Source organism: Thioclava marina, from assembly GCF_002020135.1.
Lineage (GTDB): Bacteria > Pseudomonadota > Alphaproteobacteria > Rhodobacterales > Rhodobacteraceae > Thioclava > Thioclava marina.
Window position 1 is genome coordinate 484,577 of record NZ_MPZS01000002.1, and the last position, 26,591, is coordinate 511,167.

The 26,591-nt window shown below is 63.9% G+C and carries 23 protein-coding genes; 8 read left to right on the plus strand and 15 right to left on the minus strand.

What is annotated here, in order from left to right:
- Positions 1-35: 35 nt before the first annotated feature.
- The 3 genes from BMG00_RS12555 to BMG00_RS12565 form a co-directional block, all read right to left on the minus strand.
- A complete protein-coding gene (locus tag BMG00_RS12555) occupies positions 36-2,213 on the minus strand; it encodes a polysaccharide biosynthesis tyrosine autokinase (protein WP_093470126.1) in 2,178 nt (725 codons plus the stop codon).
- A gap of 113 nt (positions 2,214-2,326) precedes the next feature.
- Positions 2,327-2,782 carry an arsenate reductase/protein-tyrosine-phosphatase family protein gene (locus BMG00_RS12560; RefSeq protein WP_078574562.1) on the minus strand — a complete coding sequence of 152 codons (456 nt, stop codon included), beginning with the start codon at positions 2,780-2,782 and terminating at the stop codon, positions 2,327-2,329.
- Positions 2,782-3,867 carry a polysaccharide biosynthesis/export family protein gene (locus tag BMG00_RS12565; RefSeq protein ID WP_245795027.1) on the minus strand — a complete coding sequence of 362 codons (1,086 nt, stop codon included), beginning with the start codon at positions 3,865-3,867 and terminating at the stop codon, positions 2,782-2,784. Before BMG00_RS12565 ends, BMG00_RS12560 begins: the two co-directional genes overlap by 1 nt.
- A 399-nt stretch (positions 3,868-4,266) precedes the next feature.
- Between BMG00_RS12565 and BMG00_RS12570 the strand changes: the two genes are divergently transcribed.
- Positions 4,267-5,364, plus strand: coding sequence for an MraY family glycosyltransferase (locus BMG00_RS12570; protein WP_078574563.1), 1,098 nt, complete (start codon positions 4,267-4,269; stop codon positions 5,362-5,364).
- 308 nt (positions 5,365-5,672) lie between these two features.
- On the opposite strand, the gene BMG00_RS12575 is transcribed toward BMG00_RS12570, so the two are convergent.
- From BMG00_RS12575 to BMG00_RS12600, 5 genes are all read right to left on the minus strand, one after another.
- Complete coding sequence (locus BMG00_RS12575; protein ID WP_078574564.1) at positions 5,673-6,002, minus strand: hypothetical protein; 330 nt, start codon at positions 6,000-6,002, stop codon at positions 5,673-5,675.
- 89 nt (positions 6,003-6,091) lie between these two features.
- On the minus strand, positions 6,092-6,706 hold the full coding sequence (locus tag BMG00_RS12580; RefSeq protein WP_078574565.1) for a YjbF family lipoprotein: 615 nt from the start codon (positions 6,704-6,706) through the stop codon (positions 6,092-6,094).
- On the minus strand, positions 6,703-8,826 hold the full coding sequence (locus BMG00_RS12585; protein WP_078574566.1) for a YjbH domain-containing protein: 2,124 nt from the start codon (positions 8,824-8,826) through the stop codon (positions 6,703-6,705). The genes BMG00_RS12580 and BMG00_RS12585 overlap by 4 nt, the downstream gene beginning before the upstream one ends.
- 803 nt (positions 8,827-9,629) lie before the next feature.
- Positions 9,630-10,001 carry a DUF6525 family protein gene (locus BMG00_RS17925; protein WP_342745854.1) on the minus strand — a complete coding sequence of 124 codons (372 nt, stop codon included), beginning with the start codon at positions 9,999-10,001 and terminating at the stop codon, positions 9,630-9,632.
- Positions 9,917-11,113: a GTP-binding protein gene (locus BMG00_RS12600; RefSeq protein ID WP_211274134.1), complete on the minus strand. Its 1,197-nt coding sequence runs from the start codon at positions 11,111-11,113 to the stop codon at positions 9,917-9,919. The genes BMG00_RS17925 and BMG00_RS12600 overlap by 85 nt, the downstream gene beginning before the upstream one ends.
- Before the next feature lie 837 nt (positions 11,114-11,950).
- On the opposite strand from BMG00_RS12600, the gene BMG00_RS12610 reads away from it, so the two are divergent.
- The 6 genes from BMG00_RS12610 (at position 11,951) to BMG00_RS17645 (ending at position 17,318) form a co-directional block, all read left to right on the plus strand.
- Positions 11,951-12,526 carry a HupE/UreJ family protein gene (locus BMG00_RS12610; RefSeq protein WP_078574818.1) on the plus strand — a complete coding sequence of 192 codons (576 nt, stop codon included), beginning with the start codon at positions 11,951-11,953 and terminating at the stop codon, positions 12,524-12,526.
- Between the two features lie 365 nt (positions 12,527-12,891).
- Complete coding sequence (locus BMG00_RS12615; protein WP_078574570.1) at positions 12,892-13,290, plus strand: DUF2946 family protein; 399 nt, start codon at positions 12,892-12,894, stop codon at positions 13,288-13,290.
- A 235-nt stretch (positions 13,291-13,525) separates the two neighbouring features.
- On the plus strand, positions 13,526-14,626 hold the full coding sequence (locus BMG00_RS12620) for an ABC transporter substrate-binding protein (protein ID WP_078574571.1): 1,101 nt from the start codon (positions 13,526-13,528) through the stop codon (positions 14,624-14,626).
- Positions 14,623-15,672, plus strand: coding sequence for a FecCD family ABC transporter permease (locus BMG00_RS12625; RefSeq protein ID WP_078574572.1), 1,050 nt, complete (start codon positions 14,623-14,625; stop codon positions 15,670-15,672). Before BMG00_RS12620 ends, BMG00_RS12625 begins: the two co-directional genes overlap by 4 nt.
- Entirely contained in the window at positions 15,669-16,433 is a 765-nt protein-coding gene (locus BMG00_RS12630) for an ABC transporter ATP-binding protein (protein ID WP_078574573.1), read from the plus strand. The genes BMG00_RS12625 and BMG00_RS12630 overlap by 4 nt, the downstream gene beginning before the upstream one ends.
- A gap of 582 nt (positions 16,434-17,015) precedes the next feature.
- A complete protein-coding gene (locus BMG00_RS17645; RefSeq protein ID WP_158521722.1) occupies positions 17,016-17,318 on the plus strand; it encodes an outer membrane lipoprotein in 303 nt (100 codons plus the stop codon).
- Between the two features lie 116 nt (positions 17,319-17,434).
- On the opposite strand, the gene BMG00_RS12640 is transcribed toward BMG00_RS17645, so the two are convergent.
- The 6 genes from BMG00_RS12640 to BMG00_RS12665 form a co-directional block, all read right to left on the minus strand.
- On the minus strand, positions 17,435-19,273 hold the full coding sequence (locus tag BMG00_RS12640; protein WP_078574575.1) for an ABC transporter ATP-binding protein: 1,839 nt from the start codon (positions 19,271-19,273) through the stop codon (positions 17,435-17,437).
- A gap of 3 nt (positions 19,274-19,276) precedes the next feature.
- Positions 19,277-20,152 (minus strand): metallophosphoesterase family protein, encoded by an 876-nt coding sequence (locus BMG00_RS12645; protein WP_078574576.1) that lies wholly within the window; start codon positions 20,150-20,152, stop codon positions 19,277-19,279.
- Positions 20,153-20,221: 69 nt separating this feature from the next.
- Entirely contained in the window at positions 20,222-21,787 is a 1,566-nt protein-coding gene (locus tag BMG00_RS12650; protein ID WP_078574577.1) for an ABC transporter substrate-binding protein, read from the minus strand.
- Positions 21,788-21,845: 58 nt separating this feature from the next.
- Positions 21,846-22,727 carry an ABC transporter permease gene (locus tag BMG00_RS12655; RefSeq protein WP_078574578.1) on the minus strand — a complete coding sequence of 294 codons (882 nt, stop codon included), beginning with the start codon at positions 22,725-22,727 and terminating at the stop codon, positions 21,846-21,848.
- Positions 22,728-22,731: 4 nt separating this feature from the next.
- Complete coding sequence (locus BMG00_RS12660) at positions 22,732-23,661, minus strand: ABC transporter permease (protein WP_078574579.1); 930 nt, start codon at positions 23,659-23,661, stop codon at positions 22,732-22,734.
- Complete coding sequence (locus tag BMG00_RS12665) at positions 23,655-24,416, minus strand: HAD-IIA family hydrolase (RefSeq protein WP_078574580.1); 762 nt, start codon at positions 24,414-24,416, stop codon at positions 23,655-23,657. The genes BMG00_RS12660 and BMG00_RS12665 overlap by 7 nt, the downstream gene beginning before the upstream one ends.
- Before the next feature lie 146 nt (positions 24,417-24,562).
- Here BMG00_RS12665 and BMG00_RS12670 point away from each other — a divergent pair, with 146 nt between their 5' ends.
- Positions 24,563-25,504 carry a LysR family transcriptional regulator gene (locus tag BMG00_RS12670; RefSeq protein ID WP_078574581.1) on the plus strand — a complete coding sequence of 314 codons (942 nt, stop codon included), beginning with the start codon at positions 24,563-24,565 and terminating at the stop codon, positions 25,502-25,504.
- A gap of 138 nt (positions 25,505-25,642) precedes the next feature.
- Here BMG00_RS12670 and BMG00_RS12675 read toward each other — a convergent pair whose 3' ends face one another.
- Positions 25,643-26,590 carry a 1-phosphofructokinase family hexose kinase gene (locus BMG00_RS12675; RefSeq protein WP_078574582.1) on the minus strand — a complete coding sequence of 316 codons (948 nt, stop codon included), beginning with the start codon at positions 26,588-26,590 and terminating at the stop codon, positions 25,643-25,645.
- Position 26,591: the final 1 nt, after the last annotated feature.

The window sequence follows — 26,591 nt, forward strand, 5'->3', positions numbered from 1 at the left end:
CTGTCGAAGACGCGAAAATCCAGGACGGTTCATGCTCAATCGTCGGATTTATAGCTGTAGCGGTAGTTGTAATGGTATTGGTAATGACCGCCGTAGCGCTCGGCCTCACTGGCCTTGAAACCGTTGAGCACCGCCCCCGTGACGGAGCTGCCCGCCGCCTCGAAGCTCGCCTGCACGGCCCGCAGCGCCCCCTGCATCGTCTCAAGATGGCGAGCGATGGCGATCGTCGCGCCGACCGAACGCCCAATCACAACCGGGTCGGTGACCGCCAGTGCGGGCGGGGCATCGACGATGATCAGGTCGTAGCGATTGTCGAGCTCGGCCAGCATCTTCGCAAATTCCGCGCGCATCAGCAGCTCGGACGGGTTGGGCGGGTAGCGCCCCGCGACGATGACCGACATACCCTCGACCGGCCCCGTCACGATGACCTCGTCGAGCGGCTTTTCGTGCCCGAGATAATCCGAAAGTCCCGGCGCATCCTTCGGCAGATGCAGGAAACGGCGCAGATAGCCCCGCCGCATATCGGCATCGATTACGCAAACTTTCTGGCCCGCCTGAGCGGCGACCACTGCGAGGTTGATCGCGGTGAAACTCTTGCCGACGCCAGGCGAGGCGGAGGTCAGTTGAATCGAATGCGTTTTCGCATCGAGCAGTCCGAAATGCAGCGAGGTGCGCAACGAGCGCAGTGCCTCGGTTGCGACTGCGTCGGGATGATCCAGCGCAAAGATCGGCAGAACTCCCTTGCGATTGCGCAGATCCGCCGCCTCTGCGGCAAAAGGCACTGTCGCGAAAACCGGCAAGCCAAGCGCCTCGATTTCCTCGGCCCCCTTGATCCCCTTGCGCAGGGCACGGCGCAGCAGCACGATGCCAGCGCCCACGATCAGACCCAGAAGAGCCGCAAGCGCGATGATCCTGCCCTTGCGCGGCGCAACGGGGATCGGGTTGGTATAGGCGGTATCGATGATCCGCACCGAGCCCACGGTCGAGGCCCGCACCACCTGCAATTCCTGGCTGCGATTCAGAAGCTGGGTATAGACCTGCTGGGCCACCTCGAGATTGCGCTGCAGGTTGAAAATGTCCTTCTGCGTCTCGGGCAGGCTTTGCGTGGCCTGTTTGGCTTGTTCGAGCTGAGCCTGCAATTCCGTGCGGTTTTGCAATAGCGCCTGATAGGCGGGGTGGTTGACGGTATACTGATTCTGCAGCTCCGCTTCCTTGAGATCGAGCGCCGAAAGCTCGCCCTCGATCTTCGTCACCCTTTCGAGCAACGCCTGCGTCTCGTAATTCACATCGACCGATTGCTGTTTCTGGCGATATTCGTTGAGCGCCTGCTCGGCATCGGCGACGTTATTGCGCGCCTGCGGCAGTTGGCCTTGAATGAAGTCGAGGCTGTTTTCGGCCGAGGCGGCGTTGCGTTCGACATTCTGCTCCAGAAAGGCATTGGCGATTGCGTCGAGAATGGTCGCGGCCCGCGCGCGCTCGGTATCCTGATAGCTCGTGCGAAGGATCGAGCTGCCCCGCGGGGACTCGGTCACCGAAAACCGTGAAGACACCATCCCGATGGCAGCATCGAGCGAGCGACGACCAACGATGAACTGGCGTTTCTCGGGTGCATTGAGCTCCGAAACAGCGATCGCGAAGCTGCGATCAGCATTGGTGACTTCCTTACCCACCTCGCCGTTCAGCATCGTCCCGTCGGGCAGCTCGATACTGTAGCTCGACGGCCCTGTGACGGTCAGAGGCATTTGCTCGCCGATCCAGAAATCGGGAACCTTGAGCCGACCGACCGAAATGCTTTCCGGCCCCCATTGGTAGCTCGGAAGAAGGCCGAAGCTCGGCAGACCGACATGCATCGGGAAAAGGCCAAACACCGGCAGGCGCTTGGGATAGGCGAAGGTTTCGAGATCGAGCTTTTTTACCGCCTGGCCCAGAACGAGACGCGACTCCATGATCGCCATCTGTGTCTCGGCCTCGGATTTCCCGCCGCTCGAGGCGAAAAGATCCTTCATTCCCTCCGGCAGCGCGAGCGCGTCCTGAGACTGCTCGAGTTGCAGCAGACCCATGGCTTGATAGGTCGGCGCACTGCGCAGCGCCGCGAAGCCCCCGATCGACACCGCCACCACGAAGGCGGCCAGAATCCATTTCCATCCCGAGACCAGCGCACCGGCGAGGGCCATCAGGTCGATCTCGTCGTCGTCGTTTTCCTGTGTCTGCATCGGAGCCTGCGAAATGCCGGGGATCTGCTTCATTATCTCAACTCAACTCAATCTCGAAAACCAACAATAGAACGACCGGACACGCGAACCACACCCCCGCGCGTCTCCCGTCATCATCCCTGCCCTCTCTTGTGCCCAAGGCGGGCCACCCACCCATCGGCCGCAGTCCGGATCTGGGCGAAGGCCGCGCGATGGACCTCGATCGGCTTGCGATAGGGATCGGCAATGCCCTGCCCGCCCAGCCATTGATCGAAGAGCATCGTGCGCCCTGACAGATGCGGAGCGATCCGCGCAATCTCGGAACGGTGTCCCGCTTCCATCACGAGTATCAACTCATGCGCGGCGCCGATTTCGGCCGTGAACTGGCGCGCGACGTGTCCTTCGAGGCTTACCCCTTCAGCCCCGGCCACTTCGCGCATCACCTTGTCGGCGGGCGCCCCCACCACGGCGCCGATCCCGGCCGAACTGACCGTGACTTCGGGAAGCTCACGCGCAAGGAGGCGCTCCCCCACCGGTGAGCGGCAGATATTGCCGACACAGACGACCAGAATAGAGCCGACCTGCGCCATCAGTTCGCCAGCGCGTCCGCCGCGCGGGCCGTGTTCAGCGTCGGCAGCAGGTTCGAGATGAGACGGTTCCACTTCGCGACTGGCGCGGTGGTCACATAGACCACGTCCTGCGGGTGCAGATAGAAGCGCGTCCCCACGACATAGGCGGCCGCGCTCGACGTATCGAGCTGGTAGACGGTGACGCCCGCGGGCGTGTCGCGGAAGACGAAGATCCCGCGCGCATCGGCGGCCTCGGTCTTGAGCCCGCCCACCGAAGTCACGGCCTCGGTCAGAGTCACATCGTCCTTGGTCAGGTCGATCGGTCCGGGCTTGACGAGCTGGCCAAGCAGATAGGCCTCGGCCGCCTTGGCACGCGGCACCGCAATCACGTCGCCATTGTGCAGCACAGGGTTGTTCGACGAGATCCCCTGATTGAGGAAGGCCTGCATGTCGACGCTGTAGCTGCGTCCGCCCCGGCGCACGATCACACGCCGCGCATCGGCTTTTTCGGTAAGACCACCCGCCTCGTTGACAGCATCGAGCAGCGTCAGCGCCGAGGAGGTGAGCGGGATCCGGGCGGGCTGACCAACTTCGCCAGTGACCGAAACGGTCTGCGAATTGTAACCCACCACACGCACCGAGACCTGCGGCGAGGGGATGAATTCTTTGAGCTTCTCGGCCAGATCGGCGCGAATCTCATCGGGCGTGCGTCCACGGGCACGCACCTGACCGACATACGGGTAGAAGAAGGTGCCATCGGATTGTACACGCAGCCCCGATTCGGCGGGCGTGCGGTTTGCGCCAGCCGGCATCGTCAGCTCGGGGTGATCCCAGACCACGATGTCGAGCAGGTCGCCGGTGCCGACGCGGTAATTCCAATACCCGTTGGAGGGAAGGGTCGTACGACCGCCGCTCAGATCCGCCGGAGAGCCAAAGGTCGAGACATTCGCCGCACTAAGACGCACCACGGCGATATTGCCGGCAACCGGGTCTTCGGTCGTGGTGACGGGACGCGAGGAGAGCGGAAAATTCGTCGTCGAATTATCGCAGGAGGCCAAAAGCAGCAGCGCAAGACATGCTCCAAGAACCTTCGTCATCGCCCCCATGAACGCCCTCCTGAGCTTTTCGCCTCAACGGCGCAATCTTTACCTGTTTCGCCCTCGGAAGCATCGAGAGCCAGTCTCTGACTGGATAGCCGAGCCGTGCGCTTCTGCCAACCGCACATAGCGCACGAATCGATTCGGCCAGTTACCACGTTGCATATTGGCTTGGCGACCGGCCGGCAATCTGCTCAACCTACGGTTGTGCCTAATTTGCAGGCGCTGGTCGCAGTCGCGCTGCGGTTTCAGGCGGAGTCTCGCTCACCAAACCTTTACTGCGGCCGCTTCGTCTGGTTAAGAAGTATTGCGTCGGGTCCCCTTCGAATAAAACACGAATTGTTAGTCTCCCGCGCGAGCAACGCTTCAGTTTCAACGGCTCTCGTAGCTTCTGCACAAGGCGGTATCATGGCTGGGCTTATCTATATCGGCGTCGCATTCCTTGCCTCCTTTCTCTTCGCCGTGTTGATTGTCATCACTCAGGAATTCCACGGGGGGTTGAGTTATGACGGCTCTACCGGGGTGCAGAAGATCCACGCCGCACCGGTGCCCAGAATCGGCGGCTTTGCGCTTCTCGCGGGGGCGTTCGCGGCGGGTTGGACGCTCGATCCGGCCACGCAGGCGCTCTGGTGGACGATCTGCCTTTGCGGGATCCCGGCTTTCGGCTCGGGCGCGCTTGAGGACGTAACGAAGAAGGTCTCGGCAAAATGGCGGCTGCTGGCGACGGTCTTCGCCGGGCTGATCTTCTGCGTCGTCTCTGGCTATCGCATCGAACGCGCCGACATTCCCGGTCTCGACTACCTCCTGCAATACCCGGCATTCGGTATCGCGCTGAGCGCCATTGCCATCGGCGGCATCGCCAATTCGCTCAATATCATCGACGGGGTGAACGGGCTTGCCTCGGGCACAGCGATCATCGTCCTCTCGGCCTTCGCGGTGCTTGCGGCGAAAGCGGGCGACAGCTCGGTTCTCGCAATCTGCCTGCTGATGATCGGCGCGATTGCGGGTTTCTTCGTTCTGAATTTCCCCTCGGGGCGGCTCTTTTACGGAGATGCGGGCGCCTATTCGACGGGCTTCATGCTCGCGGTGATCGGCATCGTGCTGCCCGCGCGCAATCCTCAATATTCGCCGCTGATCGCGGTTCTCGCCCTGGCATACCCTTGGATCGAAACGCTGGTCTCGATCCGTCGCCGCGTGAAGCGCGAGGGCACCCATCCGGGCGAGGCCGATCGCCTGCATTTACACAGTCTCGTCTATCGCAGCCGCGCCAAGCGCATCGCGGAGACGATCAATCGACCGAAAATGCGCAATCCGATCACCTCGGTCCTGCTTTGGTCGCTGACGCTCGTGGCCTGCTCGATCACCGTGATCTGGCCGGACGAACCGTGGATACTCGGAGCGGGTGTCGGGGTCGTTTACGTGTTGTATCTGCTTATCTATCGGCGCGTAGCCCTTCTGAGCCGCATTCGCCGGGCGTTCAACGCACGGATTCGGCACCGCGCCTGAGAGATGCGCTCAGCCTTCCCGATGGGGCGGCTGATCTTCCATCGGCGCAAAATGCTCGCTCAGCATGAGCCAAAGCAGCGCCGACAGCGGAAATATGATGAGAGCTGAGAGCATCTCGCGCCTCTTCCCTAGGACAACGTAACAATTTTGTTAAAGCTATGCGGCAAAAATGTGGTCGCCGCTATTAACCATTTGATAGGGTAAATGGCCAAAATCGGGCATATCGGGCATAAAAGAAAAGCCCCGCCGGCATGCCGACGGGGCTTTTCTCGATCTCGTTCGCGAAAGGCGGGCGCTTACGCGCTCGTTCAGTTCGTGCCGTTCGTGGAACTCGTCCCACCGCTGCCGCCGCCCATGGCCGCTGCGGCGACACCCACGCCAATCATCACCATCACAACCGGCGTCGCGCCGCCGAGATTGCCGCCCATGCCCTTCGCACAGGTCACCTGAGCCATGCCGCCAGCGGTATACTGGGCCCCAAGCACTTGCTTGCCGCCGCAGACATTCGCCTGCTCGGCCCAAGCCATGAGAGCCTCATCGCTCAGGTTCGGCGGAGCCTGCACGCCTTGTGCAAGGCCGGGAAGGGTGGCGGCGAAGGTCGCGGCAATGGCCAGCGAAGCCGTAATCAGTTTGGTCATCAAAGCCTCCGGGATCGGATGAACAGTTAACATTCTTCAATCATATAACATTCGGTTTGCACGCCCCAGTAGAATCTTCCCCGGGCCGGTCAGTTTTTGCCGGTCGTGATTATTGCCGTCGCAATTGCCCCGACCTTGGGCGAAATCCACTGCCGCGCCGCCTCGATCCGCCCTGCCCCGTCGGTCCAATAAAGGTTCTGCGTGCGCAGCCCCGCAGTGGCGCAACTTTCCTCGTTGCGGATCAGACGTCGACCGGCCAGCATCTCGGGCCCCTTGCTGTCCATCTCGCATCCCATCAGCACGTAGCGCGCGTGGTTCTCGGCATCGAGCAACCGGTAGGTCCGCCGATAAGGCCCCGCAGTCTCGCCGCGCAGCGCCGCAAGCGTCGGCTCGGCATCGGCTCCCATGAGATCATCGCCCAGACCACGCGTCGCCACCACAACGCCCCGATCGACGCTCACGGCGATATTGTCATCGGAAACCCAGGTGCCGACCGTCCCGTTTCGTCCGATCGGGCGCAACACGGCTGTCGCGTTACGCGAGGGGATAACCACCTCCAGCCCTGTGCCGGCGTCGCCACCTTGCGCGATCACGACCTGCACTCCCTTCCCTTGCGGAGCGTCGGCCGATCCGGCCGAAAACGACATCGGGATCTTGCCGCAACCGGCAAGCGCCAGAAGGGACGCCGCGAGCCACAACCTCATCGCCAGAACCTTTCCCAATTGCCATCAAGCGTGGCCGCCTGATCGTCACGCACCAGGCCATAGAGCCGATCCGAGACATGCAGCCGCGCCCCGCCGTCACGCAGGATCGGCTGGATCACGGTCGAATACTTCGTGCGTGTCGCCTGCCCCGTCACCCAACCCAGCGGGATGGTCAGCGTGAACCCCTTGTCAAAGGAGCCTTCGCCGAAATCAGCCGAGGAGACGTCGGTCTTCGTGGCGTAGACGCCCACGCGCCAGCCATTGTCGAAGACGCGCGCGAAGCTCAGCGTGGCCCCGGTATCGCCCGCGAGATAACGCCCGACATCGAGCTGCGTGTAGAAATCGTCGCTCAGACGGTAATAGGCCGAAAGATGCCCGGTCGTGACCTCGTAGTCACGCAGATCGAAACGCTGGTCATAGCCGCGCTGACGCACCCGGTTGATCTCGGCCCCGAGCGCAAGGCGGCTGTTTTGCGGCGCCCAGAGCACCTCCGCCGAGACGCCCGCGAACATCGCCTCGAGATAGCCAGCCGTGACCCGGCCATAGAGATCGCGACCGGGGCGGAAGAAATAAGCCGCAGTCAGTTCGGGGATCTGCGGACCGGAGGTCTTGTAATAGAGCCAGGCATCCGAACGCACATGCGGCAGAACCGAATCCGAAGGCCGGTTGGCCTGATCCAGATTGCCGATCAGTTTCTGATTCACCTGCCCCGAGAGCAAAAGTCCCGGCAGCGGCTCGAACCTGGCCCCGAGACTGAAGCCGATATCGGCGCGCAGCGGATCGTCAGGATCGAAGAGTGCAGGCTTGAGATAAGGGCCGATGCGCCAGGAGAAGCGCGGATAAACACCGTCCGCCGGTGGCAGGCGGCCCGTTGCGTCGCCGATCTGCGCGTTCGCGCGGATCAGCTCTCCCCCGATCGGGTGGAATTCATAAGCTTCGAGATCGGCGCGCTTGAGTTCGGTCGTGCTCACCGGCATCGCGTTTTCCGACAGGGTGATGGCGAAGCGATCGACGCTTGCGGGGGCTTGGGCGCTCAGCACCCGCGCCGCGCGCCCGATCGCCTCGGGCGCGGCATTGTAACGATCGTTGCGGATCTGGATCTCGAGCCGGTCACCGCTAAGCGCGATGCCCTCGAGAGCAAGTCCCTGCGCGGCAAGCGCCGGGCGCAAGGACGCCTCGAGCAGCGCCGGATCGCCCGCCCAACTTTTCGCCGCATCCGCGCCTCCGCGCGGCACCACCGGCGGCGGCGCGCTCTCGAGCCCGCTGGGATGCGGATTAGACTTGGGGTTGAGCGCATAATTGAGCTGGAGGCTCAACGTCGAGCCATACATGTAACCCGCGCTCACCGAGGCATTCGGGTTGATCTGGTAGCGCGCGGCGAAATTGAAGGGCGATTTGCGATCGAAGGTCGGCCCGTCCTCGCGCGTGTAGGCATCCGACGAATATTCCGCGACCAGGGTCAGCCGGTCACTCGCCTGCCATTCGACACCACCGAAAAGCGCCGCTGGACCGCGAAACCATTGAGAAGGCTGAAATGTGCCGCCCTTACCGACATCCGCCTTGGGCCGGGTGTCGAACCGATCCGAGATCACACCCAGAGGGTTGTCGAAACTCCCGAACGAGCCCAGCCGCCCCCAGCCGATGCCCGCCGTCGCTCGCAGCTTCTGCGTCAGCGCCTTCGACGCCACGACATATTCACCCGCATAGACGCCGGTGCCAGCCATGTCGTTGATGCCGACCGCCATGGCAGGCCGGAACCGCCCTTCGTCGAGGAAACGATACTGGACCGAGAAGCTGCGGTCATAGAGCGTGCTGCCGCCGTTGTAATTGCCGACAGAGGAATAGCGGAATCCTGCCGAGAGTCGCGGCGTGATCTGGAATGCCGCCGAAACCCGCGTCTGGTTCTGCATGTGGAAGATCGTGAAACCAAGCTCCGCATCTTCGCGACTGCCCGCCGAAGGCATGTCAATCAAGCCGGGGACACCGAAGCTGTTATACCCCAGCGCGACATCCGCCCCCTCTGCGCGCAACGGCGAAGGGTGGCAGAAAACCGTTGCGCCAAAAGCGCTTAAAGCCAGAAAAATTGGCCATCTGCGGTGACCGAGTGGACGCAGGAACATAATGGAATCCGCTCAGGTAATGATCTGTTGCTGTGTCCTAACAGAGTAGACCCTAAGCATGTAGCCCGGAAGGACGCTAAAACTCGGTTTGTCGCAGATTTGCACTCGTTGCGCGCCTACCAGCTTTGCACCACTTCAGGGGCGGCCGAGCCAATGGATGCCCCCCGTGAGACGAGTTCGTCATCGCTGCGCCATGGCCGCGCGCGCCACTCTCACGGCAATACGAGCGGTCGCCAGCTTTGACCGCTGCCGCGAGCTGCGGGCCCGGGATCAAATCGCAGGGGATCGCAACGAGATGGCGAATATCGTGTCTTTGCGATGGCAGCAGCTCGACGCCCCCCCCCTTTCCGCTGGTTCCGACCACAGCTTCCCCGAACGTGTTTCCGTTCCCTTCAAGCGCACAATCTACGCGGCATCTGCGAGCATCCGCGACAGGCAGTTCAGAACCACCGTCCGCCTCGCTCTTTGTCGATGACCACTCAGACTATCGTCAGGCTATAACTCGCTGGCCGACACCGCCGAAGGAATCGAGCGGCAGCGTCGCGCGAAGGCGCATTGTGCCGGGCAACTCGTGCTGCACCGACTATCGCACGCAGACCGAGCCGGCAAATGACGCGCGGTCCTGTTTCTTGAACTCGCGATCACCTTCGTGCGGTTCGGATAACGCGAAAAATATTACCCGGATCAGTGGCTCGACATGGGGTTCAAAGAGGCGGCGGGCTTCGAGATGGGCCCTGACCGGCAGTGCCCCATGTGCTGAGGATAGCGGCCGGGCACTTTGGGATCGCGGCGCGCGGCGGCACTTAGAAGACCCTTGCCGCCAATCCCTCCTCTTTGGTCATGCGATGCAGATCCGCGACAACCCCGTCGCGTGCGAGCATTCTCGCTTCGGCCAAATCAAGCCGCGCGATGGCTGCCTCTTCGCTGCCCGTCTCGCGCAAGGCACGCGCCCAGATTCGAGATACCGATGCCGCCGACCAAGGCAACGCAGCCTGTGTGACCCAGACCCGCGCCCGGGGTGGCAGTCTGTCATGCGCCGCCATGGGGTTCGCCCGGCCACGCCTGCGCAGCCGGGTGACGAGGTTTTGTCTCATGCCGCACGGCCCCATTGCGGAAAAGGATCCACCAGATCGGTCCAGGCCTCGGGCGCAAAGCGGGTCTCGGGAACGAGGCATCGCGCCAGCATCGTCTCGATCCGGGCCCGGTTCATCTCGCCCAGCATTCCGATGAAGACCATCTCCTGCCGCCGGTCGCCGAATTCCTGCGCCACCCGCGCGGCCATGTGTTCGCGGGCCGCTTCGGGCCAATGCTGCTCGGGGACGGCGGACCACCACAGGCCAAGTCCGCGTACCTCCATCATCGGCCCGGCCATCGAGAACTCGCCCGCCCAGTCGGGGCGCGTGGCGAGCCAGAAATGCCCCTTGGCGCGGATCACGCCCGGCAGCGGCGTCTCGAAAAATTCGGCCAGCTTCGCGGGGTCGAAGGGACGCTCGGCGCGGAACACGAACGAGGTGATCCCGTATTCGGCATCCTCTGGCGTGTGATCGGCATAACCGTAAAGCTCCTGCGCCCAGGTCGGGTGACGATGCGCCTGCTCGAAGGAGAACCGCCCCGTGCCGAGGATCTCTCGCGGTTCGACCTTGCCGTAATCGGTCTCGACGATCTTCGCATCGGCATTGAGCGCGCGGATGATCGCGCGGGCAGTCTCGCGCTCGACCTCGCTGGCCGAGCCGATCTTGTTGAGCACGATCACATCCGCGAATTCGATCTGCTCGGTGAGCAACTGCACGAGACTGCGCTCATCCTCCGGACCCAGCTCGACCCCGCGATCAGCGAGGAAATCCTGTGCCGAGAAGTCGCGCGTGAGGTTCGCGGCATCGACTACGGTGACCATCGTGTCAAGCTTGGCGATATCGTCGAGCGCCTCGCCCTGATCGTCACGGAACTCGAAGCTGGCGGCGACGGGCAGCGGCTCCGACACCCCGGTCGATTCGATCAACAGGTAGTCGAAACGGCCCTCTTGCGCGAGGCGGCGCACCTCGATCAACAGGTCTTCGCGCAATGTGCAGCAGATACAGCCATTGGTCATTTCGACGAGCTTCTCTTCGCCGCGCGTGAGGCTGCCGCCCGCGCGGATCAGGTCGGCGTCGATATTCACCTCGGACATGTCATTGACGATCACCGCGACGCGCAAACCGTCGCGATTGGCAAGGATGTGGTTGAGAAGCGTGGTCTTTCCGGCGCCGAGAAAGCCAGAGAACACGGTGACGGGAAGGCGGCTGTCCATTTGCATCTCCTGTTATAATATAACTTTTGTTACAAAATAACATTTCCCCACGCAAGCGGGGTTTCTTGTTTTTTGCGCTCGGGTCGTCGCTGTAAAAACTTCGAGAGAGTTCGTTTCGTGAATCCGGGGTCGCAGCACGGGCGCAAGAGCAGACCGGCACCGCACCTCCCGAGCGATAGCACCGGGATCAATCGCCAGCGGGAAGACGAACAGCACGCCCGCACGCAGGGCGGCCCCTAGCAACGCTTCTGGCCCCAGAGCCTCCCCGGTATTGACGGAGAAACGCCGGAAATCCGGCAGGTCGAAATCACAGGATGCCGTATCGGCGAGACGCGATCCTGTCCGGACTGCTCGCCCGAAAGCGGGAGGTTCAGGAGATCGGCAGCGTGACCGCCTGTGGCGCCCATGACACCCCAAAATGCCATGATGCGAACGGTAGCCGGGCGATCATGTCGTCTGATCACCACGAAAGGCGCGAGACCTCGAACCGCTATGAAGCGCTCGGAATGCACGTCGCCGAGGTAGCGCGACAGGTTGGTCCGGGGAACGGGAAAGTGCGTCCCTCACCCGATTTGCGCACCTGCCCCCCGAGGGGCGCGATCGCCATACACTCGCAATTGTCGGGCTCGTTTACGGTCTGGCTTCTCGACCCCAGCGCGAACCGCAAAAGCAAAGTGGCGAGAAAATTTCGCATGGGCCGGGCAATTTCGATCATTTTTTGAGCAGGGTCGACCTCGAGCATTTGCCAGCGCATGAGTGGCCGGATTGCCGCTTTGGCGACAAGACATTTTCAGTAGGGTCATTCCATCAATGAAACTATCGAACCCGAGGCCCGACATGAAAAGACTCGCTTCCGCATTGATCGCCCTGACATTCGCGTCGCCATCCTACGCGCATCTGAACCCCGACGAGCACGGCTCGTTCATGGCGGGAGCATCGCATCCATGGTTCGGGAGCGATCACATCCTGGCCATGGTCGCTGTGGGCCTCTGGGCTGCTATGTTTGGCGGAAGAGCCGTCTGGAAGCTACCCACCGCGTTCGTGGGAGCAATGGTGGTCGGGTTCTTCCTGGCGCTCGGAGGTGTTCCGTTGCCGTTTGTCGAACCAATGATCCTCGCCTCGGTGGTCGTACTCGGACTGGTGGTGGCAACGGCGGCGAAAATGCCGGTGAATGCCAGCATTGCGCTTTGTGCGCTGTTCGGGTTGTTCCACGGCCACGCGCATGGCGGCGAACTTGGCAGCGCCGGTGCCACGGCATTCGGTTTCGGCTTCGCGCTTTCGACGGCAGTTCTTCATGCGATCGGCGTCGGGATCGCAGTGACCCTTTCGCGCCAGCTCAAGTCCGCGCATGCCACGCAGATGCTCGGCGCGCTCACGGCCATGGCAGGCGCGTGGCTGGCTTTTTCCGGCTGATATCTGAAAGGCGCGACCGGAGCGACGCTCATCACTGTCTGTTTCGGTCGTGCTTTCGCCCAAGCGTCACGCCGATCTCATAGCACTCCGCCTGCGCTCACGCCCCGAAGCAACCGGGGTTTGTCGTCGGTTAGGCTTGAGCGACTCACCGCGAGAGGCACAAGAGGCTGCCGGTCGCGCATCCCTCTCCGACTGCGGCAAAGCCCCAAATCGCTGAACGGATCGCACGAACAGCTTGCCAACGCGGTCCTTTTGCATGGGCCTTCTATCGCGCCGGCGGGGATGGACTCATTTCAGGCCGTTCAGAAATCATCTCCTGAATTGTCCACTTGCGTCGGACGACTTCCCTCCATACCGTCGCTCACATGAACGTGATCGGCGTCAAAACTATCGGCGGGCGGCTTGCTCGCCTTCTCCTCCTGCTGGCGGTTTTGCTGGCCGGGTTGGTGCCCGATGGCATGATGCGTCAGGCCAGCGCTGACGGGATGCGCCTGGTGCTTTGCACCGCAGACGGCGTCCAAGAGGTCTGGCTGACGGACGATGGCAAGACAACACCGGTCGATCCGGGCCACGAACAAACAGAAACCCACGAACAGCATTGCGTTCAGGTCAACCTGATCGCCCATGCCTTTTCGCTTCCCGACATCGAACCGCGGAACATAGCCATCACCCCGGTCGTTCTGGCCGGGATTTCCCATCAGGTCCTGTCCCGCCAGGTTGTTGATGACGCCCGGCGCAGCAGAGCTCCACCTGCTTTCATGTGAGCCTGCCCAGGCTCGGACCGAGGTAGCGATCCGCGAAACAGGCGATGATCGCCCTTTCTCCTCGCGCGCATGTGGGCAAAGCCCCGGTTCGCTTGGCGAGACCAAAAAGCTCCCGGCCCCTTTGCCCGCATGCCAGCTGCTGCTTGCCAGGCAGATTTGCGTCACGGGACTTCGACGTTTTCCGAGCGCGGCATCACTGCCGGTGCCACGCCGACCGAAATTCTAGGGAAATACCATGAAACCCATCTTCAAATCCGCAGCCTTCGCGGCTGCTTTCCTTGGCGCCTTCGCCGCCCCCGCGCTGGCCGAGATCACGATCACCGACCTGCGCGACCGCTCCGTCACTCTGGAAGAGCCGGCGCAGCATGTGCTCCTGGGCTTCTATTACCAGGAATTCCTGGCCGTGGCCGGCGAGGGCGGCGTCGACAGGATTGCGGCGCTCTCGCGCGGACCCTGGGCCGATTGGCGACCCGGACAGTGGGAGGTCTACACCGCAGCCTTTCCGCAGCTGAAGGATCTCCCCGATGTCGGCGATACCGAAAGCGCGACATTCTCGATCGAGGCCGCGATCGCCGCCGAGCCCGATCTCGTGCTGCTCGCGGCCTGGCAATATGACGCCTTGGGTGAAAGTGTGGGCCAGTTCGATACGGCTGGCATTCCCGTGCTCGTGCTCGACTACAATGCCCAGACGCTGGAAAAGCACCTCGCCTCGACCCGTGCGCTTGGAGCGGCGCTGGGGGCCGATGAGCGTGCCGAAACGCTGGCCAGGCTTTATGCAGACATGAGCGCCGACACCGCCGCACGCGTGGCCAAAGCGGGCCCCTCTAACGCCAAGGTCTATGTCGAGCTGGCACAGAAAGGCCCGGACGAGGCCGGAAATTCCTACGCGGGCGGCATGTGGGGCGGCATCATCGACGGGCTGGGCGGGCAAAACATCGCCAATGGCCAGATCGAGAACTGGGGGCCGCTCTCGCCGGAATACGTGCTGGCCGAGCAGCCCGACGTGATCTTGCTCGCGGGCTCCGAATGGCTGAACCGTCCCGCCGCCGTGACGCTGGGTTTTGCCCAGGACAAAGCCGTCGCGCAAAAGCGGATGAAAGCCTACCTGGGACGTGCTGGCTGGGCCGAGCTGCCCGCGGTCAAGTCCGGCAATGTCTATGGCGTCTATCACGGCGGCACGCGCGCGCTTTCGGACTTCGCCTATTTCCGCTTCATCGGCAAGGCGATCCACCCCGAAGCTTTTGCCGATGTCGATCCGCAGGCCGAGCTTGCACAGTTCTATGCCGACTGGCTGCCGGTCGAGGCCGACGGCGTCTTCATGATCCAGGCGGAATGAGCACCGCCACAACATACCGGAGCGACGCGCTGCGTCGCTCCGGCGCGATCCGGGCGGGGACGCTTCTGGCCGCCCTCGCAGCCTTGTGCGCGCTCATGGTGGCCGACCTGATCACCGGTCCTGCCGGGATCGCCCTGCTCGATGTACTGCACGGGCTGGCCGAAGGCCCGGGCGGCGAAGACCGCCGCCTTGCCACGATCCTTTGGTTTCTCAGAATGCCGCAAACCCTGACCGCCGCCCTCGTGGGGGCCAGCCTCGGCATCGCCGGGCTGATGATGCAGACCATCCTCGCAAACCCGCTCGCCAGCCCCTACACACTGGGCTTTTCCGCCGCCGCAGGCTTCGGAGCGGCCTTCGTCATTCTCTTTGGCACGGCACTACCGGTGGCGATGTGGATCGGGGTGCCGCTGGCCGCCTTCGCGGGAACCTTGGTCGCGGCCTCGCTCGTCTACCTCGTGGCGCGCTATCGCGGCGCCTCGCCCGAAATGCTGGTCCTCGCCGGCATCGCGGTTCTCTTCTTCTTCCAGTCCCTGCAATCTCTCTTGCAGTTCATGGCCGCCCCCGAGGTGCTGCAACAGATCGTCTTCTGGCTATTTGGCAGTCTGCTCAAATCCACCTGGACGAGCGTCAAGGTGATCGCGCTGATCCTCGCGCTGAGCCTGCCCTTCATCCTGCGCGACGCCTGGAACCTCACCGCGCTGCGGCTGGGCGATGGCAACGCGGCGAGCCTCGGGCTCGATATCGACGCGCTGCGCCGCCGGGTGCTCGTGATCGTGGCGCTGCTGACGGCGGGGGCGGTCAGCTTTACCGGGACGATCGGTTTTGTCGGTCTGATCGCGCCGCATGTCGGCCGCTCCCTCGTGGGCGAGGACCATCGCTTTTCGCTACCCATGGCCGGGATCATGGGCGCAATCGTTCTGGTCGCCGCCTCGGTCGTCGGCAAGGTTATCTCGCCCGGCGCGGTGATCCCGGTGGGCATCATCACCGCGATCGCTGGTATTCCGATGCTGATGGGCGTGATCCTTAAGAAAGGGGGACGGCAATGACCGGGCTTTCGCTGACGGATTTCTCGGTCACGATCGGGCGGCAGAAGGTGCTGCGCATCGACCGGCTCGACCTGCCAGCCGTTGGCCTTGTCGGGGTCGTCGGGCCGAACGGGGCAGGCAAATCCACGCTGCTCAAGGCGCTGGCGGGGGTGCTTCCGCATCGTGGCGTGAAGACACTCGGGACCGGCTGGCCCGCTCCACGCCAGATCGGGTTCATGCCGCAGGATTTCATGGTGCGCGCGGCGCTGAGCGTGACCGAATGCGTGTTGCTGGGGCGGCGCGAGCGCCTCGGATGGCGGATCACCCCGCAAGATCATGCCGAGGTCGAGCGAGCGCTGGAGGCCTTTGGCCTCGGCGCGCTCGCCACGCAGCGCATGGACAACCTCTCCGGAGGTCAGCAGCAGCTGGTTCTGCTGGCCCAACGTCTGTTGCGCAGCCCGAGGCTCCTGATCCTAGACGAGCCCACCAGTGCGCTGGATCTGCATCGCCAGATCGAGGTCCTCACCCATCTCAAGGCCACCCGCCGACACGATATCCTTGTGATTACCGCATTGCACGACCTCACCCTTGCGGGGCGTTTTGCCGACAGGCTCGTGATGATCGAGAACGGCCGCTTGCGTGCGGTCGGCCCTCCCGCAGAGGTCTTGACACGGACGATCCTTGATCCGGTCTATTCGATCTCGTCGGAATGTCTCAGTGACCGAGAGGGCAGCCCGGTGATCGTCCCGCACCGCGTTGCGTCACTGCCGATCCGGGGGTGATTAGGACGACCGGGATTTGAAGACAGCTCGGTGATCAGAGCATTTTCCTGCAACGCGGCGCGTCGTGCATTCCGCAGAGAAAGCCCATCCACCCGATCACCTGATGTCTCAGCAGGCCTTTTCTGTCGCGAACCTTGGCTTGCCTGAAGGGCTAAGGAAGAGCGATATGTACTGGAAAACCCGATCATGACGTCCTGATCGGCTCCGAAATGGTGCGAGCATGACGTCGGCCTCTTCACCTCGCCAAAATCGGCAGTTTGCTCAACGCGAGATCTCGATCCTTGGGAAGACTCGGCTCCAATACCCGACACCCGACCACCCGGCGCCTTGTTCGAAATCAATGCAACATGGCCCAATCCGCCCCAAAATCGCTCTCACACCCGCATGCTCAACGCATTCGGTGGATTCGTTACATGGAGGTTTGCAATGCGTTTCCTTCTACTTCTGCCAGCAGTGCTGGCCGTCGCAGCCTGTTACCCCACACCTGGTCCATATCCGGACGGCCCACGGCCGAGGCCTTACTCATCCTACCCTGCTGAGACCATTGAATACGGTCGCATCGTTGCCGTACGTCCGGTGACGATGCAGCGAACGAGCGATGGGGACCGGATCGTCGGCACCGTCACCGGCGCGCTGGTCGGTGCCGTGATCGGACACCAGTTCGGGTCTGGAACCGGCAAGGACCTGATGACAGGGGCCGGCGCAGTGACCGGTGCGATCGTGGGCAGCAATATCGCGAGCCAAGGCGGCACCTACACGTCTTACGCCTGGACCGTGCGCCTCGACAACGGCGGCTCGATCACCGTGATTCAGCTCTCGAACACCTTCCGCGTCGGCGACAGAGTGAGCGTCGTGCGGAGGGGCGATCAGGTTTACCTGAGATAAACCTGGACCCTGCGGCCCGGGGCTTGACGCCTCGGACCGCCGAGGGACTGGCATGATCCCGAGGGGCGACATTGTTGCCTCGTCAACTCGTGGCGTCACGGCCGCCGGTCGAGACGCTAGACGGCCATGCTCCCAACGTCTTCGCTCCTCACGTTGCGTGGCGTCTCCGACGCGGCGCCTGCCCTTGTCCGGTAATCCAACAGCTCGACCGTGTCGCGAATGGCAACGAAATGCCCGTCTTCGACTTCGCGGAGCGCGATACGCTCGGGGTCAGTGTCGCGCGGCAGCAGGAGCTTTGGCATTCGGAGGTCGGTCGCGCGTTCCCGCTCGAGCGGTCTTCGCTGCGGATCCGGATGCGGCACCGCCGACAACAGCCGCCGGGTATAGGGATGCAGCGGTCGGCTGAGAACGGTTTCGGTCGGCCCGGTCTCGACGACTTGCCCCGCCCACATCACGGCAATGCGGTGGCTGACGCGTTCGACGACCGCGATGTCATGGGAGATGAAGAGGAAGGAAACGCCCTCTTCCTTCTGCAGTCTGGCGATCAGATCCGTGATCTGGCGCGCGACCGAAACGTCGAGGGCCGAGACCGCTTCGTCCGCGACGATGATTGCCGGTTTGACCGAGAGCGCGCGGCAGATGCAAAGCCGTTGGCGCTGTCCGCCGGAAAACTGGTGCGGGTAGCGGTCCATCGCAGCGCTTTCCAGGCCCACCCGCTCCAAAAGTTCTCCCGCCATCGCTCGACGCTCGGCGCGCGTCATCGGATTGCGGATATGGGCCGGTTCGGTGATCAGGTCGTAGACCGGGAGGCGCGGGTTGAGGCTCGCATAGGGGTCCTGGAAGACCATCTGCATGTTTCCGCGCAGCGGGCGCAGTTCTTGTGATGTCAGACCGGTCAGCTCCTGCCCGCTCAGTCGGACCCGCCCTCCGAAGGACGTCTCGAGCCCGAGCAGCGTCCGCGCCAGCGTGGATTTTCCGCAACCGGATTCACCCACGAGCCCGAGCGTTTCGCCCCGGCCGAGGGTCAGCGAAACCCCATTGACCGCGTGATAGTCGAGCGCGGGCCGCCCCGGCAAGGCGCGACGCACCGGGAAACGGACACAAAGCCGGTCGACTTCGAGCAGCGGCGCGCCGGCGCCAAGCGGCCGCTTCGGGGCGCCCCCGCCCAGCATTGGCGTCGCTGCCATCAGGTTCCGGGTGTACTCGGCCTGCGGAGCTGAAAAGATCTGGGCAACCGGCCCGGATTCGACCTGTTCGCCACGACAGAGCACGACGACGCGGTCGGCGATCTCTGCCACCACCCCCATGTCGTGCGTGATGAACAGCACGGCCATGCCGCTTTCTTCCTGCAGCTGCTTGATCAGCGAAAGAATTTCCGCCTGCGTCGTGACGTCGAGCGCCGTCGTCGGTTCATCGGCAATCAGCAAGTCGGGCTGGCAGGCCAGCGCCATCGCGATCATGACGCGCTGACGCAGCCCGCCCGAAAGCTCGTGCGGATATTGCACCAGCCGCCGCTCGGGCTCGGGGATATTGACCCGTTCGAACGCGGCACGGGCCGCCGCCAATGCCGCTTTTCGGTCCAGCCCCTGATGCAGGCGCAACACTTCCGCCACCTGCTCACCAAGAGGCATCACCGGGTTGAGCGCCGTCATCGGCTCCTGAAAGATCATGGAAATCCGGTTGCCGCGCACCTGCTGCATTGCGCGTTCATCGAGCGACGTGATCTCGAGGGGCGCGTCGCCAGCCAGATCTATGCGCCCTCCGGTCACGCTCCCGCCCTCGCGCTCGATCAGGCGCATCAGCGCAAGCGCGGTGGCGGATTTGCCCGACCCGGATTCCCCCACCAGCGCGACGGTTTCGCCGCGCGCGATGTCGAAGCTGAGCCCCGACAGCGCGGTATGGGAGCCGAAGGCGAGGCTCAGGTTCTGGACCGAAAGAAGCGATGCGCGGCTCATGGATCAACTCGCGGCTGCGGCGGCGCGACGGGCGCGCGCCTCGGGATGGTCGGCAAAGGACGGCAGCGGAGGCGTCCAGCGGCGGTGGCGGGGGGTGGTCTCGAAGGCGAAGGGATCGTCGCCCACCACTTCCCATTTGAAGCTGTCGCCCAGCTCGATCATCCCCATCGCGCCGGCGGGTTCGCCTTCGGTGGTGAAGCTTTCGGTCAGCGATTGCTGGGTCAGATGGGTGATGCCATCGACGGTGGTGACGGTGTTCCAGTGCACGTGCCCGGCGAGGCAGACGACCGGCACGTTGGCGCGGGCAAGGGCGGCGCGGGCGCGCTCGGCCATCGGATAGGTCGAGCTGGCGGGGTTGTTCTCGAAATAGTAGTTGCCCACCTGCGAATGACCCGAGATCGGCACATGGCTGACCACCAGCGTCGGACGGTCGGTCGCCTGCATGGTGCGCGAAAGCCAGATCACGTCGGGCTCGGTCAGCACGAAGCCGGAATAGTCGGGCGTGCGGCGGATGCGGCTGTCGGCGCGCCACAGCACGATGCGCCAGCCGCCGATATCGACAACTCCATGATCGAGCGACTGGCCGAGGATGTCTTCGTTGTCCGAGACGTCCAGATGGTCGCGGTCATGGTTGCCGTTGAGATGCAGGATCGGGGCATCGACGTCGCGGAAGGCCTCGGCCACCTCGCCTTCCAGCCGCAGGTCGGTGTCGCGGTTCTCGTCCGAGATCCGGTCCCCGAGATCGAGCACCAGATCGGCGCCGCCATCGCGAACGTAACGGGCAAATTCTTCCATCAAGGGAAGCGCCATGTCGCCGCGCTTCGCGGTCGAGGGCTTGCCGTGGTGGATATCGGTGACGATGGCGATACGGGTGGACATGGTGAAACTTTCCGAAGAGTTGGGGGAAGGTGCCCGCCGCCGCCCGAAAGCGGCGACGGGCGGGCAGTGTCAGTTGGACGCGAAGGCGATCGCGCCGGCGCGGAAGTCGAGCACGTAGGGGATATGGCCGGGCTTGGGCGCCCATTCGACATCCTTGCGCATCGCCCAGCTCTCATAGGGGCGATAGAGCGGCAGAACCGGCGGATCCTGCTGGATGCGGTCCATCAGCTCGGCATAGGCGGCGCGGCGATCGGCGACATCCTTGGAGAAGCGGAACTTGTCCCAGGTCTTGCGATAGGCCTCGTCGGTGGTGAAGCGACCTTCCGATTCCGACGCCGCATCCGGAGCCCACATCACGCCGAACGAGCCGAAGGGGTCCGCGAAATACATCGGGTTCGACCAGTTGCGCGTCATCATGTCCTTGCTGTTGCCGGTCCATTTCTCGACGACGTTCACCTTGCCCTTGACGCCGACCTGCGCCCACATCTCGGTGATCGCCTGCGCGGCCAGAAGGCCGTTGGTGTAATAGACCGCGTCGGTGTCATAGGTGATCTCGAACCCGTCATAACCGGCTTCCTTGAGCAGCTCGCGGGCCTTGCCGGGATTGTATTCGAAGGTCTTCAGCTCCGGCATGTAGAGATCGCCGTATTCCTTCATCGTGTGGGTCGAGGGCACGACGGCCTTGCCCATCCACAGCGCCTCGTTCAGCGCGTCGCGGTCGATCGCGAGGCTGAGCGCCTGACGGATGCGCGGGTCACGCAGCTTGGGATGGTTGGTGTTCATGATCATGACGTGGAACAGCGGCGTGACGCTGCCCGCGGCCTTGAGATTGGGATCGGCGTCGATCAGCGGCAGCTGGTCAGGCGCGACATTGGTGATCATGTCGACTTCGCCGGTCTTGAGCGCGGTGATGCGCGAGGCGGTTTCCGGGATGTGGATCACGGTAACCTTCTCGAGCGGCGCCTTGTCGCCCCAGAAATTGTCGAAGCGGGTATAGACCACGCGCTCGCCCGGTTTGAACTCGCTGATCGCATAGGGGCCGGTGCCGACCGGCGCCATCGAGAAGGCCTCGTAATCGCTGTCCTCGGCCACGTTCGGATCGCCGGTCAGGGCTTTGGTGTAGTCTTCGGGGATGATCATGACCTGCTGCAGGTTCACGAGCGTCTCCCAAAGCGGCTCTTCGCGCTTCACGGTGATGCGGACGGTGTAATCGTCGACCTTCTCGGCCTTCTCGAAGTTGTTCAGACGGTCCTTCGAGCGCACCATGTAAGGCGGGAAGGTGGCCTGGTACATGCGGTTGAGCGAGAAGACGACGTCACCGGCGGTCATCGCTTCGCCGTTCTGGAAGGTCACGCCTTCGCGCAGCTTGAATTCCATGACCTTGGGCGACACGAGATGCCATTCAGTCGCCAGACCCGGGCGCCATTCGCCGCCGATCTTTTCGTGATCCTTGTCGATCAGCGTGTCGAAGCTGTTGTAGTAGAACTGCGAGCCGACATTCGAGTGGTCGCGGCCAGGGTCGAGATACTTGGCGACGTTGGCAGCGCCGACCTTGAGTTCGCGGGCCTGGGCCCCCGTGACGCCGGCGGCGGCGAGGCCGGCGGCAAGAGCGGTGGAAATGAGCAGTCTGAGCATGGGTGTCTCCGTTGCAGGGTTTGGCGGGCGCTTTGGCCTTCTGGTCTTGTTGCGGGGTTCAGCGTGCGCGCAGGCGCACATCGACACTGTCGCGCAGCCAGTCACCGACCACCTGGACGGCGAAGGTCAGCAGCACGATCAGCAAGGCGGGGACGATGACGATCCAGGGGGCGGTCGGCATGTAGTCGCGGCCGATGCCGACCATCGAGCCAAGCGTCGCGGTCGGGGGCTGCACGCCGAGGCCGAGGAAGGACAGCGTGCTCTCGAGCAGCACGATATTGGACAGCGACAGCGTGAACTGGACCACCAGCGGCGAGACGATATTGGGCAGCAGATGGGTGAAGGCGATGCGCCGCGGTCCGGCGCCCGCGGCACGGGCGGCCTCGATGAACGGCAGGTGCATCAGGCGGCGCACGTCGCCGCGCACGATGCGGGCGTATTGCTCCCAGCCGGCAAGGCCCAGCACAATCACCATCACCTGAAGCGAGCTGCCGAAGATCGCCAGCGTGAACAGCGCGATCAGCGTGAAAGGCACCGCGATCTGGGTGTCGACAGCCGACATTATGACGGCATCGGTGCGTCCGCCGACCACGCCGGCAAGCAATCCCAACAGCCCGCCAAAGAGCAGACCCAGCAGCGCGCCAAGGATCGCCAGCATCAGCGTCAGCCGCAATCCGTGCAGGCTGCGCGACAGGATATCGCGCCCCAGCTCGTCCGTGCCCAGCGGATAGGCCGGATTGGCACGCTCGAACCCGATCGGCGGACGCAAACGGGCCAGAAGGCTCTGCGCATCGGGATCATGCGGCGCGACAAGCGGGCCGAGAAAGGCCATGACGAGCAGGGCGAGCCCGACCGCGAACGCGATCTTCTGGATCGTGTTCGTATCGGTCCACATGCGGCGCAGGGCCGAAGACGCGGGAATGTTGAGGGCCATGCTCATCGGATCACCCCTTGAGTTGATGGCGAAGACGCGGATCGGCCCAGGCATAGGCAAGGTCGATGGCGGCATTGATGACGATTACGGCGATGGCGACGGTGATGACCCCGAACTGGAGCACCGGGTAGTCGCGCCGGATCGCCGAGGAGACGAGCAGGTCGCCGATACCGGGCCAGGCGAAGATTGATTCCACCACCACGGACCCCGAGGCGGCGAGCCCGGCGATCTGAAGACCGATCACCGACAGAAGGGTGATCGAGGCGTTACGCAATCCGTGGCGCAAGATCACCGCGCGCTCGGGCAGACCTTTGGCGCGGGCGGTGCGCATGAAGTCCTGCCCCAGCACATCGAGCATGGCGTTGCGTGTGAAGCGCGTCAGTGCGGCGATCAGCACCCCCGACATCGCCAGCGTCGGCATGATGAAATGCAGCGGCGTTCCATTGCCGACAACGGGCAACCAATTCAGCCAGTAGGCGAAGACCAGCACCATCACCACGGCGAGGATGAAATTCGGGACCGCGTAGCCCAGGAAGGCCACAACCATCGCCGCGCTGCCCAGCCAGTGCTTGCGCCAGATCGCGGCGATCACTCCCAGCGGAAGCGCCACGACGAGGGTGAGCCCGATCGCCGACAAGAGCAGCTGCGCCGAGGGCCACAAGCGCTCCACCACGATCTGGATCACGGGCCGACGCTCGATGAAGGACAGACCGAAATTCCCGTCGAGGAAGGCGCGCAGAAAGGCGAGATACTGGTCCCAGATCGAGCGGTCGAGTTCGTAATATCGGATCAGGATCTCGCGGTCCCGCTGGGTCATGCCCTCGCCTGCGAGGAAATCGATGGCGTTTCCTGACAGGCGCGTGGCGAAGAACACAAGTGTGACGATGACGAAGAAGGTCAGCGCCATCCGGACGAGCGTCCGCAGGGTATAGGTCAACATGTGACGATCTCCTGGGCGAGGGTCACGCCGCCCGGGCGGGCGAGCAGAACGAACTCGACCCCGGCAGCGGCGGCGGCACGGCCGTCTGTTTCGGGCGTATCCCCAAGAAATACCGCCGCGCCCGGCGCAACCCCCGCGCGCGACAGCGCCGCGTGGACCAGATCGGGCGCGGGCTTGGCGAGGCTCGAGGCGGTGGCGGCGGGTACCGCGGCGCGCGCGGCAGCCCAGAGCGCGCCGGTCTCGGGCTGTGGCGTGCCGTCAGGGCCGGGGTGGAAGGTATCGGCATTGCTCAGCAGCACGGGCAGGCCGCGCGCGGCCATCGCGGTAAGCTGCGTCAGATCGGCGAAACTGAAGCCGGTGTCGCGCGCCAGGAGCACCAGCTCGGGTTGGGTCCGGTCGGGCACCAGCCCCAGTTTGCGCGCCAGCGCCACGAGCGGCGGTGCGGCGAAGAGGGCGACACGGGCGCCCGGTCGGCGGCGCTGCAGATTGCGGAGCGTTTCCTCGCCCGCCAGCACCATCCGCTCTGCCGACACCGTAAGCCCCATCCGGCCGAGCCGGGCCGAGAGGTGCTCGGCGGTGTCGGTGGAGTTGTTCGAAACGACCCAAAGCCGCTCGCCGCACCGCTCGATCAGCTCGGGCACGCCCGGCAACACCCGGTCTCCGGCGATCAGACAGCCATCGAGATCGGCCAGGACCGCGGCACGTTCGGGGAGCGGTCCTGACAGGAACTCGGACAGTCCGATAGGCTGGGTCATGGGCAAATCCTCTCCGTTCGGGGCCCCGGCCCCGTTGATGCGCTGTGCGACTGTTCATGCGGTGATGGGGCGGCGCCCCGGACTGCTCACGGTTTGACGAGTCTCTGTGACGGAGATGTTACATCTGCAAGCTAAGCAGTCGGACGATGAAAGCTTCGGTTGGATCCTTGGCGAGCGCCCTGTCGCTCTCGCGCCTGCGCTCGGTGACTGCGGTCGCCGAGGAGGGCTCTTTTTCGGCCGCCGCTCGCCAACTGGGGGTGTCGCATTCCGCGGTCGCGCAGCAGATTCGCGATCTCGAGACCGCCTTCGGCGTGCGGCTGTTCGACAGGTTCAACGGAACCCTCTGCGCGACACCGCTTTGCGCGCAGCTTTGCGACATCGGCGCCCGGATGCGCGAGGCCGAGCATGATGCACTGCGAATCCTCGAGCGCCGTGGTCCGACCGGCAAGCGCAGGCTGCGTGTCGGTCTGGGAAATTCCATGCCGGGGATCGCGATCGTCAACCAGCTCCTGCGCCAGCATCCCTCGCTGACGGTCTCGGTCGAGAGCGGTTCGCACCAGGACATCCTTGCGGCATTGCTGCGCCGCGAGGTGGATGTCGCGGTATTGCCTGACCTTCCAAAGGACGGCCGGTTCCGCACTGCGCGCGTGCTGTCGCAAGAGGTGGTCGGCATCGTTTCCGCCGATAGCCCCACCGGATTGCGCGACGAGGTCAGCCTGGAGGAATTGGCGCAACTGCCGCTGATCTTCCGCTCGCAAGGGTCTTCGACGCAGAAGGTCGTCGATCGCGCCTTCCGTGCGGCCGGCCTTTCACCCGAGCCGCAACTGATCGCCGATACCCGCGACGCCGTCTACGAGGCGGTGGCCCTGGGGATCGGGATCGGCTTCATGTGGCGCTTTGGCACCTACCGCACCGATACCGTGCGTCGGCTTTTGATCCGCGAAATCCGCTCGACGGTGGACGAGGTCGTATTCGCCCTCAAGGACGAAAGAAACGAGTTGATCGAGCTGTTCTTCAACGCCGCGAGCCAGATCGACCCTGCGAGAGCAGCCGGCCCGGACGCCGCCCAAGATCAGCGTCCCCGTTGAGCGCGGCCGGGCCGTTCGGCTCATCGCGCATAGGGACCTTTGCGAGCGTCTTGGGCGGGATCTTGCGATCGGGTTTCTCTTCGGCCGCCGGGAAATCCTTTCCGCCGCCAAATCTTGGAGTTCGCGAGCCGGGGAGGTCTAGAACCGCTCCACTCTGCATTTGGCAAACAAGGCCTCGGTCTCGGCCCGACCGAGCAGCGCGGTTCCCTCCGTGCCGACTGTCGCCGCGGCAGCCGCCACGCCCCATTTCAGCGCCTCTTCCGGCGTCTCTCCTTGCGCGAGCGAGAAGGTAAAGGCGCCGACCAGCGCGTCCCCGGCACCGATCTTGCTGCGCACCGGCACCTGCGGAGCGTGGCAGAAGACCTGCCGGTCGCCCGCGACCATCGCCGAACCTTGCGCACCATGCCCCGAAACCACGATCCGCGCGACGCCGCGGGCAACAAGTTCGCGGCAATAGGCCAGATTGTCAGCCACCGAGCGCATCGAGCGGCCCATCGCTTTTTCCATCTCGCTTCGGTCGAGCCGCAGAACACCCAGCGGCGCCGTGGGTGCCGAGATCAGGTGCAGCAACGGCGCCTTGGAGGTGTCGACGATCAATCTCGCGTGCCTTTGCGCAACAAGCGCCTGCACTTTTTGCGGAAAATCGTCGGGAAGCCCCTTGGGGACACCACCGCTGAGCACGACGAAGCCGTTCTCGGGAACGGCCTCGGATATCCGTTCGAGGATTGTCTGCGCTTCGCTCTCGCTCACCGGTCCGCCCGGCACGGTAAAGCGGAACTGTTCACCTGAAGCAGCGTCGGTGACCGCGAGGCTGTGTCCCGTTTCGCCGGCCACCCGGCACGCCTCGACAGGGACACCCTCAGCCGCCAGCAATGACAGAAGTCGATCGCCCATCGCGCCCCCGACCACGACAAGCGCCCGCACGCCTCCGCCGAGCCGCGAAATCGCGCGCGCGACATTGACCCCGCCGCCACCCGGATCGATCCGCGGCTCCGCGCAATAGAGCTTCGGCCCGGCCTCGACATGGTCGGTGGAGGTTGCAAAATCGACCGCCGGTTTGAGGGTGATTGTCAGAATGTCAGGCATG

Excerpts from the sequence above, each read along its gene's own strand:
- BMG00_RS12555 (WP_093470126.1), bottom strand. The coding sequence starts at position 2,213 with ATGCAGACACAGGAAAACGACGACGACGAGATCGACCTGATGGCCCTC.
- BMG00_RS12560 (WP_078574562.1), bottom strand. The coding sequence starts at position 2,782 with ATGGCGCAGGTCGGCTCTATTCTGGTCGTCTGTGTCGGCAATATCTGC.
- BMG00_RS12565 (WP_245795027.1), bottom strand. The coding sequence starts at position 3,867 with ATGGGGGCGATGACGAAGGTTCTTGGAGCATGTCTTGCGCTGCTGCTT.
- BMG00_RS12570 (WP_078574563.1), top strand. The coding sequence starts at position 4,267 with ATGGCTGGGCTTATCTATATCGGCGTCGCATTCCTTGCCTCCTTTCTC.
- BMG00_RS12575 (WP_078574564.1), bottom strand. The coding sequence starts at position 6,002 with ATGACCAAACTGATTACGGCTTCGCTGGCCATTGCCGCGACCTTCGCC.
- BMG00_RS12580 (WP_078574565.1), bottom strand. The coding sequence starts at position 6,706 with ATGAGGTTGTGGCTCGCGGCGTCCCTTCTGGCGCTTGCCGGTTGCGGC.
- BMG00_RS12585 (WP_078574566.1), bottom strand. The coding sequence starts at position 8,826 with ATGTTCCTGCGTCCACTCGGTCACCGCAGATGGCCAATTTTTCTGGCT.
- BMG00_RS17925 (WP_342745854.1), bottom strand. The coding sequence starts at position 10,001 with ATGCCTCGTTCCCGAGACCCGCTTTGCGCCCGAGGCCTGGACCGATCT.
- BMG00_RS12600 (WP_211274134.1), bottom strand. The coding sequence starts at position 11,113 with ATGGACAGCCGCCTTCCCGTCACCGTGTTCTCTGGCTTTCTCGGCGCC.
- BMG00_RS12610 (WP_078574818.1), top strand. The coding sequence starts at position 11,951 with ATGAAAAGACTCGCTTCCGCATTGATCGCCCTGACATTCGCGTCGCCA.
- BMG00_RS12615 (WP_078574570.1), top strand. The coding sequence starts at position 12,892 with ATGAACGTGATCGGCGTCAAAACTATCGGCGGGCGGCTTGCTCGCCTT.
- BMG00_RS12620 (WP_078574571.1), top strand. The coding sequence starts at position 13,526 with ATGAAACCCATCTTCAAATCCGCAGCCTTCGCGGCTGCTTTCCTTGGC.
- BMG00_RS12625 (WP_078574572.1), top strand. The coding sequence starts at position 14,623 with ATGAGCACCGCCACAACATACCGGAGCGACGCGCTGCGTCGCTCCGGC.
- BMG00_RS12630 (WP_078574573.1), top strand. The coding sequence starts at position 15,669 with ATGACCGGGCTTTCGCTGACGGATTTCTCGGTCACGATCGGGCGGCAG.
- BMG00_RS17645 (WP_158521722.1), top strand. The coding sequence starts at position 17,016 with ATGCAGCGAACGAGCGATGGGGACCGGATCGTCGGCACCGTCACCGGC.
- BMG00_RS12640 (WP_078574575.1), bottom strand. The coding sequence starts at position 19,273 with ATGAGCCGCGCATCGCTTCTTTCGGTCCAGAACCTGAGCCTCGCCTTC.
- BMG00_RS12645 (WP_078574576.1), bottom strand. The coding sequence starts at position 20,152 with ATGTCCACCCGTATCGCCATCGTCACCGATATCCACCACGGCAAGCCC.
- BMG00_RS12650 (WP_078574577.1), bottom strand. The coding sequence starts at position 21,787 with ATGCTCAGACTGCTCATTTCCACCGCTCTTGCCGCCGGCCTCGCCGCC.
- BMG00_RS12655 (WP_078574578.1), bottom strand. The coding sequence starts at position 22,727 with ATGAGCATGGCCCTCAACATTCCCGCGTCTTCGGCCCTGCGCCGCATG.
- BMG00_RS12660 (WP_078574579.1), bottom strand. The coding sequence starts at position 23,661 with ATGTTGACCTATACCCTGCGGACGCTCGTCCGGATGGCGCTGACCTTC.
- BMG00_RS12665 (WP_078574580.1), bottom strand. The coding sequence starts at position 24,416 with ATGACCCAGCCTATCGGACTGTCCGAGTTCCTGTCAGGACCGCTCCCC.
- BMG00_RS12670 (WP_078574581.1), top strand. The coding sequence starts at position 24,563 with ATGAAAGCTTCGGTTGGATCCTTGGCGAGCGCCCTGTCGCTCTCGCGC.
- BMG00_RS12675 (WP_078574582.1), bottom strand. The coding sequence starts at position 26,590 with ATGCCTGACATTCTGACAATCACCCTCAAACCGGCGGTCGATTTTGCA.